We start from the raw sequence: 17,379 nt of genomic DNA on the forward strand, positions 1-17,379 counted from the left end.
GGCGCGCGGCGAGCAGGCCGGCCGGCAGCACGACCTGCTCGCCGTGGGCCCCGCCGCGCGCGCCCACCCAGTCGATCAGGGCGACGACCGCCGTGCCGACCGGCCAGCCCGTCACCCCCGCACCGAGTGCGTCGACGACCCCCGCGAACTCCCATCCGGCCACCAGCTGCGGCGGCTGCTGAGTGGACAGGGCGGCGAAACCGCCGGTGCGGATGAAGGGGTCGACCGGGTTCACTCCCGCGGCTTCGACCCGGACCCGGACCTCTCCCGGGCCGGGCTCCGGGGTCGCAAGCTCCGTCAGGGTCAGCGGGCTGGTCTCGCCGTAGGCCGGGATCGTGAGCGCTCGCATCGGTTGTCCTCCGGTTCGGTGCCGCGACGGGTGCCGCGGCGGTGGTCCGAACGCTACGAGCGCGAGTATCTTTTAGGTAGTAGTTACCCGAGAGTTCCCTAGTTCCCTGGAGGAATCTCCATGGCTACCCAGACGGCCGCGCAGCGGCGGGCCGAGGCGAAGGTGGCGTACGACGCCTTCATGGCGGCCTGCCCGTCTCGCAAGGTGTTCGAGATGCTCAGCGACAAGTGGGTCGGCCTCGTGCTGGCCGCGGTCTCGGTGGGACCGCGCCGGTACGGCGAGCTGAAGACGGAGATCGCCGGGGTCAGCCCGAAGATGCTCACCCAGACCCTGCGGACGTTGGAGCGCAGCGGGTTGCTCGACCGGACGGTCACCGCGTCGGTGCCCGTCCGCGTCGACTACGAGCTGACGGCACTCGGCCGCGACCTCTATCCCCTGATCACGCCGCTCAAGGCCTGGGCCGAGAACAACGTGGACATGATCCGAGCGGCAGAGCTGGCGTACGACCTGCGCACGTCCGCGCCGGAGCCGGCGGCCGCCGTGAAGCCGGCTGCCGAGGCAAGGGTGACTGCCGAGGCTAGGGCGACGGTCGGGGCTAGGGTGGCTGCCGGGCCAAGGGCGGCGGTCGGATCGCTCAGCGCACCTCGGTGAGGGTGCCCTTCTCGACCGAGTAGACGAACCCGCGGACCGCGTCCTTGTGTGGGATGAAGGGGCTGGCCGTGATGCGGGCGATCGACTGCCGGACGTCGTCCTCCAGGCTCGTGAAGGTCTCGACGGCCCACGGCGGGCGAATGCCCGTCTCCGCGGCGATCTGTGCCTTGAACGCCTCGTCGGTGAACGTGAGCATGCCGCAGTCGGTGTGGTGGATGAGAATGATCTCCCGGGTGCCCAGCAGCCGCTGGCTGATGGCGAGCGACCTGATCTCGTCGTCGGTCACCGCCCCGCCCGCGTTGCGGATCACGTGTGCGTCACCCTCGGTCAGGCCCAGCACGCCGTAGACGTTCAGCCGGGCGTCCATGCAGGCCACGACCGCGACCCTCAGCTTCGGGGGCAGGGGCAGGTCGTCGGCGGTGAAGTCGCGGGCGTACTGGGCGGCGTTGCCGAGCAGGTCGTCGGTGGCGGTCATCGCGTTGCTCCAGACGAACACAGGACGGTGGCGACGAGCAGCGGGTCGATGTGCCGTCCGGGCGCCAGCAGCGGCGAAGTCGGCACGTACGAACCGAAACACGGGGGAGGCCCTGCCGCCAACCGTGAGGATCAGTGACCCATGTCACATCCCCACCGACGCACTGAACAAACTCGGTCAGGCGCCGAGATGCTCCGTCAGGAATCGTTCGATCCGGACCCAGGCGTCGGCGGCGGCGACCGGCTCGGGGCCGATCCCGGCGGCGCGCAGCACCGGGCGCAGGACCCGTGGGCCGCTCGGGGTGCCGTCCGGCCGGGCGCCCAGGAACGCGTGCCCGGCCGTCGGGTATTCCTTGACGTCGTGTGGGACGCCGGCCCGGTCCAACGCCGCGGACAGCCGCCCGGCGGCGCCGCGCAGGGTCCGGTCCCGGCCGCCGTAGCTCGCCACCACCGGGCACGCCGCCCGCAGCGAGGCGTCGAGCTCGCGGGGAAGCGGACCGTAGTTGACCGCTGCCACCTCGAAGCCCCGGCCCGCGCTGAGCAGGGCGAGGCCGCCACCGAGGCAGAAGCCGATCACGCCCACCCTGCCGTTGCATGCCGGCAGGGCGGTCAGCCACCGCCGCGCCGCCTCGATGTCGTCGAAGGCCCGCCCGCGCCCGGCGGACATCGCCCGCACCGTGGCCACCAGGCAGCGCCGCGCGCCGCCCGCGCTGAACAGGTCCGGGGCGAGGGCGAAGTAGCCGCGGCCGGCAAGGCGGTCGGCGATCGCGCGCACGGTCTCGTCCAGACCCCACGCCTCGTGCAGCACGATCACGCCGGGACGCAGCAGGCCCCTGGTGGGCGGCGTGCCGCCGCCGGCCGGGGCCGGGTCGACGGCGGCCGGTCGGGCCAGGTAGGCGCGCAGACCCGGGGAGATGTTCAGAACTGCGGCGAATCCGGACAAATCGACCGTGGTCACGATGCCCACCCCTCGTGCGCCGGCCGCGCGGGCGACCGGTACCGCGCTTCGCGGCGCGCGCGGGGTTGGTCGTCCCGGCTCGACCGTCGCGGCGGAAAGCGGATCACCCGGCGAACGCCATGGTTGAACGTGCTGTGCTGCACGTCACAGTATGTGCTCTTGACCGAGGAAAGCCGACCTACTCAGAGTGAAAAGGGTGCGGACCTCGCTGTTGTTGACGCGCCGCCGCTGCATCGATTTCGGCCGCGCCGAATCCAGCCGCTGTCGTTGATGCGGAGGTGACCGGCGTTCCCGCCTGAGCGGGATTCGTCCGTCCGGGGTGTCCGGAATCCTCCGCCCGCCGCCAAGGCCCGGCGCCCCAGTCCAGGCCCAGTGCCCCAGTCCAGGCCTGGCGTCCCAGCCCAGGCCCAGTGCGCCAGCCCAGTCCCAGTGCGCCAGCCAAGGCCCAGCGCCTGCGGCCCAGGCCCCACGACCGCCGCAGAAACTCTGCGCCTGCAGCTCGAAAGCCCTGCGCCCGCCGTTCGTCAGCCGGTTCCCAACGTCCGAGGAGTGCCCGTTGCGTCTCGTGCAGGATTGCGCCCGATGACCCCCCGCCCGCCGCTGCACCTCGCCCTCGCGCTGGACGGGGCCGGCTGGCATCCGGCAGCCTGGCGAGAGCCGCGCGCGCGGACCGCGGAGCTGCTCGACGCCCGGTACTGGACCGACCTGGTCCAGGAGGCCGAGCGCGGCCTGCTTGACTTCGTCACGATCGAGGACTCCCTCGGCCTGCAGTCGGACCGGTTCGACGGTCCGGACGCCCGGACCGACCGGGTGCGCGGCCGGCTTGACGCCGTGCTCATCGCCGCTCGGGTCGCCCCGCTGACGTCGCGGATCGGTCTCGTCCCGTCGATCGTCGCCGGGCACACCGAGCCCTTCCACATCGCCAAGGCCATCGCGACGCTGGACTACGTCAGCTCCGGGCGGGGCGGGGTCCGGGTGCGGGCCGGCAGCGGCGGGGCCGAAGCCGCCCTGTTCGGCCGGCGCGCGATTCCCGGGATCGCCGTCGCGGACCTGGCGCGGCCCGAGACCGTCGCGCTGATCACCGAGCTGTTCGACGAGGCGGCCGACTACGTCGAGGTCGTCCGCCGGCTCTGGGACAGCTGGGAGGACGACGCCGAGATCCGCGATGTCGCCACCGGCCGGTTCGTCGACCGGGACAAGCTGCACTACATCGACTTCGAGGGACGCTGGTTCAGCGTGCGCGGGCCCTCGATCGTGCCTCGCCCGCCGCAGGGCCAGCCGCCGGTGACCGTCCTCGGCCACGCCACCGTGCCGTACCGGCTCGGGGCGCGCCAGGGCGACGTCGTCTACGTGACGCCTCGCGACGCCGACGACGCCCGCCGGATCGTCGAGGAGATCCGGGCCGAGCAGGCCGCGGCCGGTCGGGGCGACGAGACCGTGCACGTCTTCGCCGAACTGGTCGTCCACCTCGCCGACTCGGCGGCGCAGGCCGCCGACAACCGGGCCCGGCTCGATGACTGGGCCGGCGCAGCACATGTCAGCGACGCGCTCGTCGTCGCCGGTACCCCCGCGGAACTCGCCGATCTCCTGCTCGACTGGCAACCGGCCGGGCTGTCGGGCTTCCGGCTGCGCCCGGCGGCCATCCCGCACGATCTGGAGGGCGTCACCCGGGGGCTCGTCGGCGAACTTCAGTCCCGCGGGGCGTTCCGTACCGCCTACGAGGCCGCCACGCTGCGGGGCCTGCTCGGCCTGCCCCGACCCGCCAACCGCTACGCCGCGGCCGCCGCCACCAGCTCCACCGCCGCCGTCTAGCCGCCGCCGTCCAGCCACGTCCGCCGCCGGCAGCGCCGGCAGCCGGCAGCCCTGCCCACCACAGCGGAGGACCTCCATGAGCAGGCCGACCAAGCAGATCCACCTGGCGGCGCACTTCCCCGGGGTGAACAACACGACGGTGTGGAGCGACCCCGCGGCGGGCAGCCAGATCGACTTCAGCTCGTTCGCCCACCTCGCCCGCGTGGCCGAGCGCGCCAAGTTCGACTTCTTCTTCCTCGCCGAGGGCCTGCGCCTGCGCGAGCAGAACGGCCGCATCCACGACCTGGACGTCGTCGGCCGGCCCGACACGTTCACCGTGCTGGCCGCGATCGCGGCGGTCACCGAACGCCTGGGCCTCGCCGGCACCATCAACTCCACCTTCAACGAGCCCTACGAGGTCGCCCGGCAGTTCGCCAGCCTCGACCACCTCTCCGCGGGACGGGCCGCCTGGAACGTCGTCACCTCCTGGGACGCCTTCACCGGCGAGAACTTCCGCCGCGGCGGCTACCTCGCGGAGCAGGACCGCTACGAGCGGGCCCGGCGCTTCCTGCAGACGGCTCGGGAGCTGTTCGACTCCTGGCGCGGCGACGAGATCGTCGCGGACAAGGCCAGCGGGCAGTTCCTGCGTGAGCCACGGCCGGGGACGTTCGCGCATCACGACGACTTCTTCGACATCAGCGGGCAGTTCAACGTGCCGCGCAGCCCGCAGGGCCGACCGGTGATCTTCCAGGCCGGCGACTCCGAGGCCGGCCGGGAGTTCGCCGCCTCCTCGGCGGATGCGATCTTCAGCCGGCACAGCACGTTCGAGGACGGCCAGGCGTTCTACGCCGACATCAAGGGCCGGCTCGCCAAGTTCGGCCGCCGACCCGACGAGTTGGTGGTCCTGCCGGCCGCGACGTTCGTCCTCGGCGACACCGACGCCGAGGCACGCGAGCGGGCCGAGGTGATCCGCCACCAGCAGGTCAGCGGGGCGACGGCGATCCTGTTCGCCGAGCAGTTGTGGAACCGCGACCTGTCGGCCTACGACCCGGACGGGCCGGTCCCCGAGGTCGACCCGCTGCCGGGGGAGAACACGATCTCCAAGGGGCGGGCCAGCGTGCGGATGTTCGACGACCGGCTGGACACCGTGCGTCGCTGGCGCGAGCTGAGCGAGGCGAAGAAACTCTCGCTGCGCGAGGTGGTCATCGAGGTCACCGGGCGGCAGTCGTTCATCGGCTCGGCGGCCACGGTCGCCGAGACCATCAACCGGTTCGTCCAGCAGGACGCCAGCGACGGCTTCATCCTCGTCCCGCACATCGTCCCGGGCGGGTTGGACGAGTTCGCCGACCAGGTCGTGCCGCTGTTGCAGGAACGCGGCGTGTTCCGCTCCGACTACACCGGCACGACCCTGCGTGAGCATCTCGGCCTGGAGCTGCCCGGCTGAGCCGGCTCCGGGCGAGGGGGCCGGCTCCGAGTGAGGGGCCGGTTCCCGGTGAGGGTGCGGGCCCCCGGTGAGGGTGCGGGCCCCGGCCGGGGGAGCGGACCCCGGCTGGGGGTGGTTCAGCCGGCGAGTGCGCGCAACCCGCCCGCGGCGAGCGCCGGCACCGCCTGACCGACGAGGTCGAAACCCTCGCCGACGGTGTTGCCGGCGAGATGCCGGGCGTGGATGCCCTCGGCGATCACCACCAGCTTGAAGTAGCCCAGCGCCAGGTAGAAGTCCATGTTCACGATGTCCCGGCCGGACTCGCGGGCGTAGATCTCGATCATCTCGTCCCCGCCGGGCATCCGGTCGCTCGCCGCGGCCGCCGAACCGCCGAGCACCGGATCGAAGTCCGGGTCGCGGTAGACGACGGTGAGACCCAGATCGGCCAGCGGGTCGCCGAGGGTCGCCATCTCCCAGTCCAGCAGGGCCCGCACGGCGCCGATGTCGGCCGGGTCCAGCACGAAGTTGTCGATACGGGCGTCGCCGTGCACGATCGAGGCGTCACTCTCCGCCGGCACCGCGGTGTCCAGCCGGGAGTGCAGCGCGTCGAGGTCCGGCAGCGGCCGGGTCCGCACCCGCTCCCACTGCCCCCACCAGCGGTCGACCTGGCGGCGCAGGTAGCCCTCGGGCCGGCCGAACCGCTCCAGCCCGACGGCGCGGTGGTCCACGGCGTGCAGCCGGGCGAGGGTGCGCAGCAGGTTCTCGGCGCAGCGGCGCACGTCGGCGTCGGAGTAGGGGGCGAGGTCCGCCCGGCTGCGCAGGACCACCCCGTCGACCAGGGAGACCAGCGCGAACGGCACCCCGAGCACGGCGGGATCGTCGCAGTAGACGACCGCGTCGGCCACCGGGATCGCGGTGTCGTGCAGGGCGGCCACCACCCGGTACTCGCGCCGCATGTCGTGCGCCGACGGCGTCAGGTTGCCCAGCGGCGGCCGGCGCAGCGCCCAGTGCGCGGCGTCGTCCCACACGTGGTAGGTCAGGTTCGACCGGCCGCCGCTGAGCAGGGCGGCGCGCAGCGGCCCGGACCGGCCGGGGACGGCGGCGTCGAGGTAGGCGGACAGCGCCGCCAGGTCCAGGCCCGGCGGGGCGACCAGCCCCTCCTCGGCGCCGTGCGGGGGATCGAGCGCGGTCATGACGCCGACTCCAGGGCGCCGGTGGCCTTCAGCCGCTGCTTGACCGCGCGCCGGGCGAGCGCCCAGCGATGGGTCTCCGACGCTCCGTCGTAGATCCGGAAGGCGCGGACCTCGTTGAGGTAGCGGCCCAGCAGCAGCTCGCCGGAGACGCCGGCGGCGCCGCAGAGCTGGATGGCCCGGTCGACGACCCGCCAGATCGCCTCGGCGACGAACGTCTTGGTCATCGCGGTGGACTGGGCCGCGCGCTGTCCCTGGTCGAGCTCCCAGCAGGCCTGCAGGATGAGGCTGCGGGAGGCGGCGATGTCGATCTCCGAGTCGGCGATCATCTGCTGCGCCATACCGAGCTCGGTGAGCTTGGAGCCGAACAGCCGGCGCTGCGCGATCCGGTCGATCGCGATGTCCTGGGCGCGCCGGGCGATGCCGAGCCAGCGCATGCAGTGCGTCATCCGGGCCGGGCCGAGGCGCACCTGCGCGTAGGCGAAGCCCTGGTCGAGCTCGCCGAGGATCGCCGAGTCCGGCACCACGCAGTTGTCGAAGATCACTTCGCAGTGGCCGCCGATCATGCCCTGGTCGAGAGTGTCGATGTGCCGGACGATCTTCAGGCCGGGGTTGTCGGCGTCGACGAGGAACATGGTCGCGCCGCCGACGGTGCCGACCGTGCCGGCGGTCCGGGCGAAGCAGATCGCGTAGGCCGCGCCGTCCGCGCCGGTGGAGAACCATTTGTGACCGTCGATGCGCCAGCCGCCGTCGACCCGGACCGCGGTCGTCGTCAGGGCGGCCGGATCCGAGCCGGCCCCGGGCGCCGGCTCCGTCATCGCGAAGAACGACCGGACCTCGCCGCTGGCGAGGGGGCGCAGGTAGCGCTCCTTCTGCTCGTCGGTGGCGATGATCTCGAGCATGTGCATGTTGCCCTCGTCGGGCGCGGAGCAGTTCAGCGCCAGCGGCCCGAACAGCGAGTAGCCGGCGGCCTCGAACACGGGCGCCCGCGCCGTCATGCCGAGCCCGAGGCCGCCGTACTCCTGGGAGACGTGCGGGGCGAACAGCCCGGCGTCGCGAGCCGCCTGCTGCAGCCGGCTGCGCAGCGCCTCCCCGCCGGCCGAGAACACGCCGGCGTAGCGCTCCTCCTCCGGGATCACGACGTCGCGGACGAAGGCAGCCGTGCGTTCGACGAGGTCGACGACCTCGGGCGGCTGCGAAAAATCAATGGCCATGACGATCTCCCGCCTCGGTGCGAGCGCCGGCCCCCGTGGGCACGGGTCGGCTGGAAGGCTAATGCTCAGTAGCCTTGATAGCAGGGCCGGAGCCGATCCGCCAGTCCTGTGGGAAAAACATGCCTGCTAACATGGCCGTGGTGCGAGGAGCGGTCCGCATGTCCGTGGCTACCGCTTGGTAGTCTCGGCGATGGTCGTGGGTGGGGACGGATGAGTGGATCGGACCGGGCGGTGCTGGCGCGGCCGCAGCTCAGCCCGCGCGGGCGGGCGATCCGCGACGCGGCGCTGAAGCTGTTCGCCGAACGCGGCTACGAGGCCACCACCACGACCGAGATCGGCGCGGCGGTCGGCATCCGGGGTCCAAGCCTGTACAAGCACGTGAGCTCCAAGCAGGACCTGCTCCTCGCGATCATGCTCGACGCGATGGACGTCCTGCACGACGTCCACGCCCTCGCCGTCGCCGGTGTCGACGATGTCGCGGATCGGCTGCGCCGTGCCGTGGAGGCACACGTGCGCTTCCACACCCGCCACCGGCTGGAGGCGTTCGTCGGCAACCGGGAGATCCGCAGCCTCGACGAGGCCAACCGGGCGGTGGTCGTCGCCCGGCGCAGCAGCTACGAGCGGCTCATCCGGACGCTGATCGAGGAGGGGGTCGCGGCCCGCCGGTTCCACGTGGCCTCGGTCAAGCTCGCCTCCTATGCCCTGCTCGACCTCGGGATGGGGGTGGCCGCCTGGTACCGCGAGGACGGCGACCTGAGCGAGGACGAGATCGTCTACACCTACGGTCGGTTCGCGCTGACCCTGGTCGGCGCAGCCGGCTGACCGCCACGGCGCGGGCGTCCCGGTGCTCGGCCTGCCGCGCATCAGCCCCCTGCCGGTCAGCCCGGTCGCCCGGTCGGCCCGGTCGACCGGGCGGTCAGCTCGGTCCGTCCGTAGCGGGGAGGTGGTGGGCTCCGCCGGCGTGTAGGTCCGCGCGCAGCTCGTGCTTGCGGACCTTGCCCGCCGCGGTCCGCGGCAGATCGGCGACGATCACGAGTCGTTCCGGGGTCTTCTGCTTCGCGGCCCCGGCGGCGGCGAAATGCGCGCGGACCTCGTCGAGGTCGAGGACCGATCCCGGCCGCGGCAGGACGAAGACGCAGACCCGTTCGCCGGTGCGGTCGTCCGGCTCGGCCACGGCGGCCGCCTCCGCGACGGCCGGATGTGTCATGAGCAGGTCCTCGACCTCCTTGGAGGAGACGTTCTCGCCGTTGCGGACGATGATGTCCTTGATGCGATCGGTGATGGTCAGGTAGCCGTCGGCGTCGACCCGGCCGATGTCACCGGTGCGCAGCCAGCCGTCGGCGGTGAAAGCGGTCGCGTCGAGCGCCGGATCGCGGTAGCCGGCGAACTGCTCCGGGCCGCGGGTGACGATCTCGCCCTCCTCGCCGAGGCCGAGGTCGTGGCCGGCGGGGTCGAGGATGCGGACCTCGCTGCCCGGCAGCACCCGTCCGTCCGTGGCGGCCCGCCGGTCGAGCGGGTCGGCCGCGCTGCCCGAGCTGATCGTCGGATGCTCGCTGGAACCGTAGGCGCGGTAGGCGCGGACGCCGGCCCGCTCGGCCCGTTCGACGAGGGTCGGCGACACGCTGGCCCCACCGACGAGAAAGTCGCGCAGCGGGCCGAGGCCGCGGCCGTCGCGCTGGGCGGCGTCCAGCAGAGCGGTCAGGTGAAACGGCACCCCCGCGGACGCGGTCACCCGGTGCGCGTGGACGAGCTCGATCGCCTCCGCCGCGTCGAACCGTTCGAGGAAGACGGTCGGCAGCCCGTCGACGAGGGTCCGTAGCAGCACGCTCAGCCCGGCGATGTGGCCGGGCGGAAACAGGTCGAGGTAGCCGAAGTCGGGTTGGCCGGCGCGCAGGCTGCGCAACGAGGCGACCTCCGCGGCGACCGAGCGGTGGGTGTGGGTGACGCCCTTGGGCGCGGCGGTCGTCCCCGAGGTGTAGACGAGCACGGCGACGTCGTCGAGCGGCCGGGCGCACGGCGCCAGCGGCGGGGCCAGTTCGAGCTCCTCCCATGGCACGGTGTCGGCCGGGGCGTTGTCGGCCGGGGCGGTGGCGATCGACGGGGTGGCGATCGACGGGGTGGCGGCCGGTGGGGCGGGGCTGTCGGCGACGGTGACGATGTGGCGCAGGGCCGGCAGCCCGTCGGGTGCCCCGCGCAGCTCGGCGATCTGCGCCGCCCGCTGTTCCGGCAGGATGATCGTGCTCGCCCCCGACTGCCGCAGGATGAAGGCGACCTCGCGGATCCCGTAGATGGGCACGATCGGCAGCAGCACCGCCCCGCGTAACAACACCGCGGCGTGCGCGATCGCGCTGTGCACCCGGCTGGTCAACTGCAGCGCGACGACGTCCGCCGGGCCGATCCCGCGGGCGGCGAGGCCGCCGGCGACCCGCGCGGCGCGGGCGTACAGCGAGCCCAGATCCGTGGTGAGGGTGCCGACCGGGCTGCGGAAGACCAACCGGGTGTCGGGATGGTCCGTCGCGCCCAGGTGCAGCAGCGCGGCGAGCGGGAGCGGGGCGATCTCGGGCAGCGGCCGGACCGGCGTGAGCGACCGCGGGGAGCTGGCGGGCGGGAGTGCCTCGACGGTTGCGGCCGGCTCGGCCAGGTGGGCAGGTCGCGCGTGCTCCGGGTGCACCGGCGCTCCTCGGGTCGGCGAGAGCGTGGCGGCCGCCACATCCAGCAAAATATACCTAGTTCACTAGGAGGGATGGCTGTAGCTGGAGGAACTCCCGCGCGGGCTCCCGGCGGCCGGCACTTGCGTACAGATCTTTCAGTTATCTAAAGTAACCATGTCAACTGGGTCGCCATCGATGGCCAACGAGGTCCGAGCCATCGGGCTCCGGCGACGGCACGCGATCCGGGCGGCAGGCAACCGTCTGCACGGCGCAACCCATGCGAAGGCAGGGCGACATGGCAAAGATCTGGGCGAACTCCGGCGACTCCCACTTCCTGGAGCCCGACGACCTGTGGCGGTCGAACCTGCCGCCCCGGCTGGCCGAGCTCGTGCCGAGAGCGGTGAAGGACCCCGACGGGCTCTACGAGACCGTTTACATCGACGGCCAGTCCTTCCGCCGCAAGCTCCCGAACGTGGCGGCCCAGGAGTTCCTCGACGAGAGCAACCGGGCGCCCGGCGCGCGGGACGCGACTCTGCGCCTGGCCGACCTCGACACCGAGGGGGTCTGGGGCGAGCTGGTGTTCCCGTCGCTGGGCCTGTGGAGCTCGTCGTTTCGCACCCCCGAGGTGCTGCGCGAGGCGTTGCGGGTCAGCAACGACTGGGCGATCGACGCGATCATGAACATCTCGCCGCGGCTGGTCCCGACCGCGCAGGTCTCCACCCTCCAGGTCGACGACGCGGTGGCCGAGCTGGAGCGCACCGCCGAGCTCGGCTACCGCGCGGTGTTCCTGCCGACGACCCCGCACCCGCTCGCCGACGACTGGAACCGCGACTCCTGGGAGCCGTTCTGGGCGGCGGCGGAGGCGGCGAACATGGTGCTCGCCTTCCACGTCGGCACCGACCCGGTCGACATCGGCAGCCAGCAGGTCGGCGTCGTCTACCGCGGCCCCGGCGGCGCGGTGCTGAACTACACCGAGACGACGTTCTCCGGTCAGCGGGCCGCGATGAAGCTCGTCGCCTCCGGCGCGCTCGACCGGCATCCGAACCTGCGGATTCTCGTCGCCGAGGGCGGCGCGACCTGGGTGCCCTTCCTCGCCGACCGGATGGAGGAGGGCTACCGCCAGCACCACATGGCGGTGCGGCCCAAGCTCACGCGCAGCCCCAAGGAGATCCTCTACTCGCAGGTGTACGCCTCCTTCCAGCACGACGCCTCCGCGGTCGCCGCGCTGACCGGCATGGGCTACCGCAACGTCATGTGGGGCAGCGACTACCCGCACATGGAGGGCACGTTCGGCCACACCCAGGAGACGCTGCACGGGCTGTTCGACGGCGTGTCGGACGACGTCCGCAGGCGGATCACCATCGACACGTTCCTCGAACTCTTCCCCGGCGTCGGTGAGCCGGTCCCGGGCATCGTTGAGCCGGCCGCGGCAGCGGCCGCGTGAGCGCATCGGGTCCGTTCGACACGGCGATCGTCGGCGTCGGTGCCACGCCGTACTACCGGCGTGGCGGCTCCGCGCCGCAGACCATCACCGAGCTCGCCGGCAAGGCGATCCTCGCCGCGTGCGAGGACGCCGGTCTGTCGGTCAGGGACATCGACGGCTTCGCCTACTACTCGGGGGCGGGCGCCGGCTACGGCCAGTCGATGGACACCGCCACGTTCATGGAGACCCTCGGCATCCCCGAGGTGACCTTCTCCGCCGCGCTCACCTCGGGTGGCGGCGGGTCGGCGGGGTCGATCGGCCTGGCCCGCGCGGCGATCCTCGCCGGGGATGCCACCGTCGTCGTCACCGTGATGGCGCTGCAGCAGGTCAAACAGCGTCTCGGCACGGTCTTCGGCTCGGTTGCGCCGAGTCCGGAGAACTCGTTCCTGCAGCCCTCGGGCCTGGTCGGCCCGGGGCATCTGATGTCGGTGCTGGCGCGCCGGCACATGCACGACTACGGCACCCGGCGGGAGGCGTTCGCCGAGATCGCCCTGTCCAGCCGGGAGAACGCGCTCACCCGACCCAAGGCGATCATGCGCACCCCGCTGACGCTGGACGACTACTTCAACGCCCGGATGATCGCCGATCCGCTGTGCCTGTTCGACTTCTGCCTGGAGACCGAGGGCGCCGTCGCGGTCCTCACCACCAGTGCGGAGCGGGCGCGCGACCTGCGGCGCACGCCGGTCGGTGTGGTCGCCGCGGCGCACGGCGGGGTGCGCGAGTGGGGCCGGGCGTTCGCCTGGTACGGCATGCCCGACGAGTACTTCGCCTCCTCCGGGCACGCCCCGATCGCCCGGCGGCTCTACGCGAAGGCCGGGATCACCCCCGACGACCTCGACGTGGCGCTGATCTATGACCACTTCACCCCGATGGTCCTCATGCAGCTCGAGGACTACGGCTTCTGCAAGAAGGGTGAGGGCGGCCCGTTCGTCGAGTCCGGTGCGATCCGGTACAAGGGCGGGTCGATTCCGGTCAACACGCACGGCGGCCAGCTCTCCGAGGCCTACATCATCGGCATGACGCACATCGTGGAGGGCGTCGAACAGATCCGCGGCACCGCCGTCAACCAGGTGCCGGACGCGAAGCTGGCGCTGGTCACCGGCGGGCCGGCCACCCTGCCGGTCAGCGGCCTGATCCTGGGACGGATGCAATGACCACCCTGACGACGACCCTGCCGCCCGCCGGCATCCAGATCACCACCGACGCGGCGACCGAGCCGTTCTGGCAGGCGGCGAAGGAGAACCGGCTGGTCGCGCCCAGGTGCGCCGACTGCGGCACCTTCCGGCTGCCGCCGTCGCCGTTCTGTCCGACCTGCCAGTCGCAGAACGTCGACTGGGTGACGCTGTCCGGGCGGGCGACGGTGTTCAGCTTCAGCATCGTCAACGGCGTGCCCGGCCAGCCGGAGCTGACCCTGGCCGCCGTCGTCGTGGACCTGCCCGATGCGCCGGGGGCCCGCCTGGTGAGCAACGTCGTCGACACCGATCCGGCCGCGGTCCGGATCGGAACGCCGCTCACCGTCGACTTCGTCGAGATCGCCGAGGGCTGGAAACTGCCGGTGTTCCGGATCGACTCCGCCGCCGAGAGCGCGCCACTGGCAGGTACCTGAAAGTATTCGGTACCTGCAGGTATCTGATACCTGTAGGTATCCGGTACCGAAAGTACTTAGGTCGCGCAGGTCGCGCAGGTCGCGCAGGTCGCGCAGGTCGCGTGCGCGGGCGGGCGGGCGGCGAGGGGGACGGATGGAACGGGTGGCCGCGGTGAGCACCGCGTCGGCGGTCGCCCACGTGCTGCGCGAGGAGATCCTCAGCCGCCAGGACGGTGACCTCTACCTGGGCCAGGAGGACGAGCTGCTGGCCCGGTTCGGGGTGAGTCGGCCGTCGTTGCGCCAGGCCGTGCGGCTGTTGCAGGCCGAGGGGATCCTGACCGTCCGCCGCGGCCATCACGGCGGGCTGTACGGGCAGCGGCCCGACGCGGCCGGTGTCGCCCACGTGGCCTCGGTGTTCCTGCGGACCCGGCGGGCCTCCCTCGCCGACATCAGCGCCACCTACACCCTCATCACCACGGAGTGTGCTCGGCTGGCCGCGCTGAACCCGGACGGGGTCGAGCGCGGCCGGCTGTTGACCTTCGTCGAGCAGGCCGCTGGCGCCAACCAGCGCGACCACGCCCGCGCCCGGGCGCAGTGGGGGATCCTGCTCGCCGAGCTCGCGCGCAGTCCCACCCTGCAGCTGTTCGAGGACGTGCTCGGCTCGTTGTCGCGCTATCCGACCTCTCGGCCGCTCCTGCTGGACCCGGACAGCATCGCGCTGGCCTGCGAGCAGTGGCGGCAGGTCGCCGAGGCGGTCCGCGACGGTGACGCCGACACCGCGATGGCGCTGTCCCGCGAGCACGGCGACGCGCGGGTCCGCTACATCCGCGACCTCCCCGAGGACCTCCTCGGCTGGTGAGCCCCGCACCAGGTCCGGGGTGCTCCGCGCCGGTTCGCCCCGCCGGTCAGGCGGCGTCGACGGCGCTCATGAGACGGACCGCCGACTCGGCGTAGCGGGCGCGGCGGCGATCGCTGACCATGAAGGCCGGGCTGGACAGGAACGCGAGGTCGGGCAGGGCCTTACGGGCCGCCAGGCGCTGGGCGGCCTCCTGCGAGTCGCCGCACAGGGCGATCGCGTCGAGCATCTCCTCGCTGACGGCCGCGGCCATCCCCGGGATGTCCCCGGCGCGGAACGCGGTGCGGATCGCGGCCACCTCATCGCCCCAGCCGTGCAGCTCGACGAGGGTGTCGTAGGTCTTCACCGTGAGGTAGAAGGCGATCTGGAGGCGGGCGTCGCGCCGGGCCCGCGCCGGGTCCTCCTCGTCGACGGCGGTGATGAGCCAGCCCCAGCGGCGCAGCGACTGCGGGTCCCGCCCGGCCGCGGTGGCGCCGTCGTGCAGGTTCGGGCGGATCGTCTCCGTCCACCACCGGTCGGTGAAGATGCCGTGGCCGAGGATGCCGTCGGCGGTGCGCCCGGCGGCGGTCACCATCCGCCGGTTGAACGAGCCGAGCAGGATCGGCACGTCGAGCCGGCCGAGGACGGGGGCGCGGATGTCGGCGTGGATCGGGTAGAACTCGCCCTCGTGCACCACGGGCTGACCGTTCTGCGCGGTCAGGTAGGCGCGGATCGCCCCGACGAGGTCCTCCATCCGGCGCACCGGCTCGCTGGCCGCGGCCGCGAACCACTCGGTGTTCATCCGGTAGGTGCCGGATCCGAGGCCGAGAAAGATCCGTCCGGGGGCGCGTGCGGAGAGGTGACGCAACGCCGAGGCGTGGACGAAGGGCGAGCGGGCGAACGCGTAGGCGATGCCCGGCCCGACCAGGGCCCGGCGGGTGGCGGCGACCATCTCGCCGGTGGTCAGGTAGGAGTTCGTGTCGGCGAACTCGCCGGCGCAGAAGGCGGTGGCCCCGGCCTGTTCGGCCAGCTCCGCGACCTGCGGGCCCGGCCAGGGAAGTCCCCACTGCACGTGTCGCCACCTCCACCTCGGGAGCCCGGCCCCCGACGGCGTTGTGTGCACCGTGGGCGCCGATCGGCCGCTGAGAACCGTCGCTCCAGTTCTTGTCTTCCTCGCGAACTTAGTAAACCATGTAACCTTGCAGCGATGTTGACGAGAAGGAGGCGCGGTGACGGCGGTGGAGATCAGTGACCGGCCCCGGCAGGGCGAGTTCCTCGGCCCGCTGCGGGAGTTCCTGGCCGCGCACGCGGGCCGGCCGCCCCGCGGCGGCGCCGCGCGGCTCACCTGGGCCCGCGCCTTCCACGCCGAGCTGACCGACGCGGGGCTCGCGGCGCCGGGATGGCCGCGGGAGGTCGGCGGCATGGATCTCTCGCTGCCCGACCAGATCGCCTACCACCGGGAGATGACGAAGGCCCGGGCCCCCCGCCACCCGTGCGGCCTGTCGTTCATCGTGGCCCCCACCCTGATCCGCCACGGCACACCCGCGCAGCAGGACCGCTTCCTGCGCCCGCTGCTGCGCGCCGACGAGTTCTGGTGCCAGGGCTTCTCCGAGCCCGGCGCCGGCAGCGAACTGACGGCCCTGTCCACGAGGGCCGTGCGTGACGGTGACGACTACGTCGTCACCGGCCAGAAGGTGTGGACCAGCCAGGCGCACCTCGCCGACTGGATGTTCGCGCTGGTGCGCACCGGCGAGCCGGGGCCGAAGGGGATCAGCTACCTGCTGCTGTCGATGACCTCGCCCGGGCTGACGGTGCGACCGCTGCGCGACCTCAGCGGCGCGACGCACTTCGCGGAGGTGTTCCTCGACGAGGTGCGCGTGCCGGCCGAGAACCTCGTCGGCCGGGAGAACGACGGCTGGTCGATCGCGCGCACGAGCCTCGGCCACGAGCGGGCCACCGCGTTCCTGTCGGACGAGTTCCGCTACCGCCGGGTGGTCAGCGAGCTGATCGCGCTCGCCGCCGGGTCGCCGGCCGGGGACGACCCGGTGGTGCGCCAGGACCTCGCGCGGCTGGAGGCGGGGGTGCGCATCCTCGCCTCGAACAGCCGCCGGGCCCTGGAGACGGTGCTCGCCGGGCGCGATCCCGGGCCCGCCTCCTCGGTGAACCGGCTGATGCGCGCGGAGTTCGACCAGCGCCTGCACGAGGTGGCACTGCGGGTCGTCGGCCCGGACGCGGTGCTCGGCAATCGCGAGCCGACCGCGCCCGAGGGCGGCCGGTGGACCTACGGCTACCTGATGAGCCGGTCGTCGACGATCGGCGCCGGCACCGCCGAGATCCAGCGCAACACGATCGCCGAGCGGGTGCTGGGGCTGCCCGCCCCGCCGCCGGCGCCGGGATCCGGACGCGGGTGAGGGGCCATGGCGGCGCCGCGGGGCGTCGCGTCGGGGCGCGGGACGACGAGACGTGACGAGGAGTGAGGTGAGCGTGGACACCGCCGAGGCGGAGGGCGAGCTGCGCGACGCGTTGGCGCGGCTGTTGCGTGAGCACTGCGACATCGAGCAGGTCAGGACGATCGCGGCCGCGCCGGGCGGCTGGGACCGGCGGCTGTGGTCGGAGCTTTCGGCCATGGGCGTGGTGGGGCTCGCCGCCCCGCCGGAGCACGGCGGCGAGGGGGCGGGGCTCCCCGGGTGGGGGGCCCCCCGGGGCCGGATCTTCAGCTCACCGAACGCGTCGACGTTGTCGTTCATCGTCACGCCGGCCTCGGTCCCGGCGACG

Annotated in this window: 17 protein-coding genes; 10 read left to right on the plus strand and 7 right to left on the minus strand. The window is 72.8% G+C overall.

Annotated elements, in window-relative coordinates; genetic code table 11:
* The coding region (locus tag ND748_RS11190) for an alcohol dehydrogenase catalytic domain-containing protein (protein ID WP_251745617.1) at window positions 1-349 on the minus strand (349 nt) is incomplete at its 3' end.
* A gap of 120 nt (window positions 350-469) precedes the next feature.
* Between ND748_RS11190 and ND748_RS11195 the strand changes: the two genes are divergently transcribed.
* The gene (locus tag ND748_RS11195) at window positions 470-1,000 is read left to right on the plus strand and encodes a helix-turn-helix domain-containing protein (protein WP_251745619.1); all 531 of its coding nucleotides are present in this window, start codon (window positions 470-472) and stop codon (window positions 998-1,000) included.
* Here the strand turns inward: ND748_RS11195 and ND748_RS11200 are convergent.
* Both ND748_RS11200 and ND748_RS11205 read right to left on the minus strand, forming a co-directional pair.
* Window positions 984-1,475, minus strand: coding sequence for a carbonic anhydrase (locus ND748_RS11200; RefSeq protein ID WP_251745621.1), 492 nt, complete (start codon window positions 1,473-1,475; stop codon window positions 984-986). The genes ND748_RS11195 and ND748_RS11200 overlap by 17 nt on opposite strands.
* Window positions 1,476-1,652: 177 nt before the next feature.
* Complete coding sequence (locus tag ND748_RS11205; protein ID WP_251745623.1) at window positions 1,653-2,432, minus strand: dienelactone hydrolase family protein; 780 nt, start codon at window positions 2,430-2,432, stop codon at window positions 1,653-1,655.
* 582 nt (window positions 2,433-3,014) lie between these two features.
* Here ND748_RS11205 and ND748_RS11210 point away from each other — a divergent pair.
* Both ND748_RS11210 and ND748_RS11215 read left to right on the plus strand, forming a co-directional pair.
* Window positions 3,015-4,244 carry an LLM class flavin-dependent oxidoreductase gene (locus ND748_RS11210; RefSeq protein ID WP_251745624.1) on the plus strand — a complete coding sequence of 410 codons (1,230 nt, stop codon included), beginning with the start codon at window positions 3,015-3,017 and terminating at the stop codon, window positions 4,242-4,244.
* A gap of 76 nt (window positions 4,245-4,320) precedes the next feature.
* Window positions 4,321-5,667, plus strand: a complete 1,347-nt coding sequence (locus ND748_RS11215) for an NtaA/DmoA family FMN-dependent monooxygenase (protein WP_251745625.1) — start codon at window positions 4,321-4,323, stop codon at window positions 5,665-5,667.
* A gap of 116 nt (window positions 5,668-5,783) precedes the next feature.
* Here the strand turns inward: ND748_RS11215 and ND748_RS11220 are convergent, their stop codons facing one another.
* Together ND748_RS11220 and ND748_RS11225 are read right to left on the minus strand one after the other, a co-directional pair.
* Window positions 5,784-6,839 carry a phosphotransferase family protein gene (locus ND748_RS11220; protein ID WP_251745626.1) on the minus strand — a complete coding sequence of 352 codons (1,056 nt, stop codon included), beginning with the start codon at window positions 6,837-6,839 and terminating at the stop codon, window positions 5,784-5,786.
* The gene (locus ND748_RS11225; protein ID WP_251745627.1) at window positions 6,836-8,050 is read right to left on the minus strand and encodes an acyl-CoA dehydrogenase family protein; all 1,215 of its coding nucleotides are present in this window, start codon (window positions 8,048-8,050) and stop codon (window positions 6,836-6,838) included. Before ND748_RS11225 ends, ND748_RS11220 begins: the two co-directional genes overlap by 4 nt.
* A 210-nt stretch (window positions 8,051-8,260) precedes the next feature.
* Here ND748_RS11225 and ND748_RS11230 point away from each other — a divergent pair, with 210 nt between their 5' ends.
* Window positions 8,261-8,872 (plus strand): TetR/AcrR family transcriptional regulator, encoded by a 612-nt coding sequence (locus ND748_RS11230; protein WP_251745629.1) that lies wholly within the window; start codon window positions 8,261-8,263, stop codon window positions 8,870-8,872.
* A 94-nt stretch (window positions 8,873-8,966) separates the two neighbouring features.
* On the opposite strand, the gene ND748_RS11235 is transcribed toward ND748_RS11230, so the two are convergent.
* A complete protein-coding gene (locus ND748_RS11235; protein WP_251745630.1) occupies window positions 8,967-10,721 on the minus strand; it encodes an AMP-binding protein in 1,755 nt (584 codons plus the stop codon).
* Between the two features lie 275 nt (window positions 10,722-10,996).
* On the opposite strand from ND748_RS11235, the gene ND748_RS11240 reads away from it, so the two are divergent.
* From ND748_RS11240 to ND748_RS11255, 4 genes are all read left to right on the plus strand, one after another.
* Window positions 10,997-12,145: an amidohydrolase family protein gene (locus ND748_RS11240; protein WP_251745631.1), complete on the plus strand. Its 1,149-nt coding sequence runs from the start codon at window positions 10,997-10,999 to the stop codon at window positions 12,143-12,145.
* Complete coding sequence (locus ND748_RS11245; RefSeq protein WP_251745632.1) at window positions 12,142-13,338, plus strand: thiolase; 1,197 nt, start codon at window positions 12,142-12,144, stop codon at window positions 13,336-13,338. Before ND748_RS11240 ends, ND748_RS11245 begins: the two co-directional genes overlap by 4 nt.
* A complete protein-coding gene (locus ND748_RS11250) occupies window positions 13,335-13,790 on the plus strand; it encodes a Zn-ribbon domain-containing OB-fold protein (protein ID WP_251745633.1) in 456 nt (151 codons plus the stop codon). Before ND748_RS11245 ends, ND748_RS11250 begins: the two co-directional genes overlap by 4 nt.
* 133 nt (window positions 13,791-13,923) lie before the next feature.
* Window positions 13,924-14,628, plus strand: a complete 705-nt coding sequence (locus ND748_RS11255) for a FadR/GntR family transcriptional regulator (RefSeq protein WP_251745634.1) — start codon at window positions 13,924-13,926, stop codon at window positions 14,626-14,628.
* A 46-nt stretch (window positions 14,629-14,674) separates the two neighbouring features.
* Here ND748_RS11255 and ND748_RS11260 read toward each other — a convergent pair whose 3' ends face one another.
* The gene (locus ND748_RS11260) at window positions 14,675-15,676 is read right to left on the minus strand and encodes an LLM class flavin-dependent oxidoreductase (RefSeq protein WP_251745636.1); all 1,002 of its coding nucleotides are present in this window, start codon (window positions 15,674-15,676) and stop codon (window positions 14,675-14,677) included.
* A 157-nt stretch (window positions 15,677-15,833) separates the two neighbouring features.
* On the opposite strand from ND748_RS11260, the gene ND748_RS11265 reads away from it, so the two are divergent.
* Together ND748_RS11265 and ND748_RS11270 are read left to right on the plus strand one after the other, a co-directional pair.
* Window positions 15,834-17,015, plus strand: a complete 1,182-nt coding sequence (locus ND748_RS11265; RefSeq protein ID WP_251745638.1) for an acyl-CoA dehydrogenase family protein — start codon at window positions 15,834-15,836, stop codon at window positions 17,013-17,015.
* Window positions 17,016-17,082: 67 nt separating this feature from the next.
* The coding region (locus tag ND748_RS11270; RefSeq protein ID WP_251745639.1) for an acyl-CoA dehydrogenase family protein at window positions 17,083-17,379 on the plus strand (297 nt) is incomplete at its 3' end.

The organism is Frankia sp. AiPs1, from assembly GCF_023716945.1.
Classification (GTDB): Bacteria; Actinomycetota; Actinomycetes; order Frankiales; family Frankiaceae; genus Frankia.

Excerpts from the sequence above, each read along its gene's own strand:
- ND748_RS11195 (WP_251745619.1), top strand. The coding sequence starts at position 470 with ATGGCTACCCAGACGGCCGCGCAGCGGCGGGCCGAGGCGAAGGTGGCG.
- ND748_RS11200 (WP_251745621.1), bottom strand. The coding sequence starts at position 1,475 with ATGACCGCCACCGACGACCTGCTCGGCAACGCCGCCCAGTACGCCCGC.
- ND748_RS11210 (WP_251745624.1), top strand. The coding sequence starts at position 3,015 with ATGACCCCCCGCCCGCCGCTGCACCTCGCCCTCGCGCTGGACGGGGCC.
- ND748_RS11215 (WP_251745625.1), top strand. The coding sequence starts at position 4,321 with ATGAGCAGGCCGACCAAGCAGATCCACCTGGCGGCGCACTTCCCCGGG.
- ND748_RS11220 (WP_251745626.1), bottom strand. The coding sequence starts at position 6,839 with ATGACCGCGCTCGATCCCCCGCACGGCGCCGAGGAGGGGCTGGTCGCC.
- ND748_RS11225 (WP_251745627.1), bottom strand. The coding sequence starts at position 8,050 with ATGGCCATTGATTTTTCGCAGCCGCCCGAGGTCGTCGACCTCGTCGAA.
- ND748_RS11230 (WP_251745629.1), top strand. The coding sequence starts at position 8,261 with ATGAGTGGATCGGACCGGGCGGTGCTGGCGCGGCCGCAGCTCAGCCCG.
- ND748_RS11240 (WP_251745631.1), top strand. The coding sequence starts at position 10,997 with ATGGCAAAGATCTGGGCGAACTCCGGCGACTCCCACTTCCTGGAGCCC.
- ND748_RS11250 (WP_251745633.1), top strand. The coding sequence starts at position 13,335 with ATGACCACCCTGACGACGACCCTGCCGCCCGCCGGCATCCAGATCACC.
- ND748_RS11255 (WP_251745634.1), top strand. The coding sequence starts at position 13,924 with ATGGAACGGGTGGCCGCGGTGAGCACCGCGTCGGCGGTCGCCCACGTG.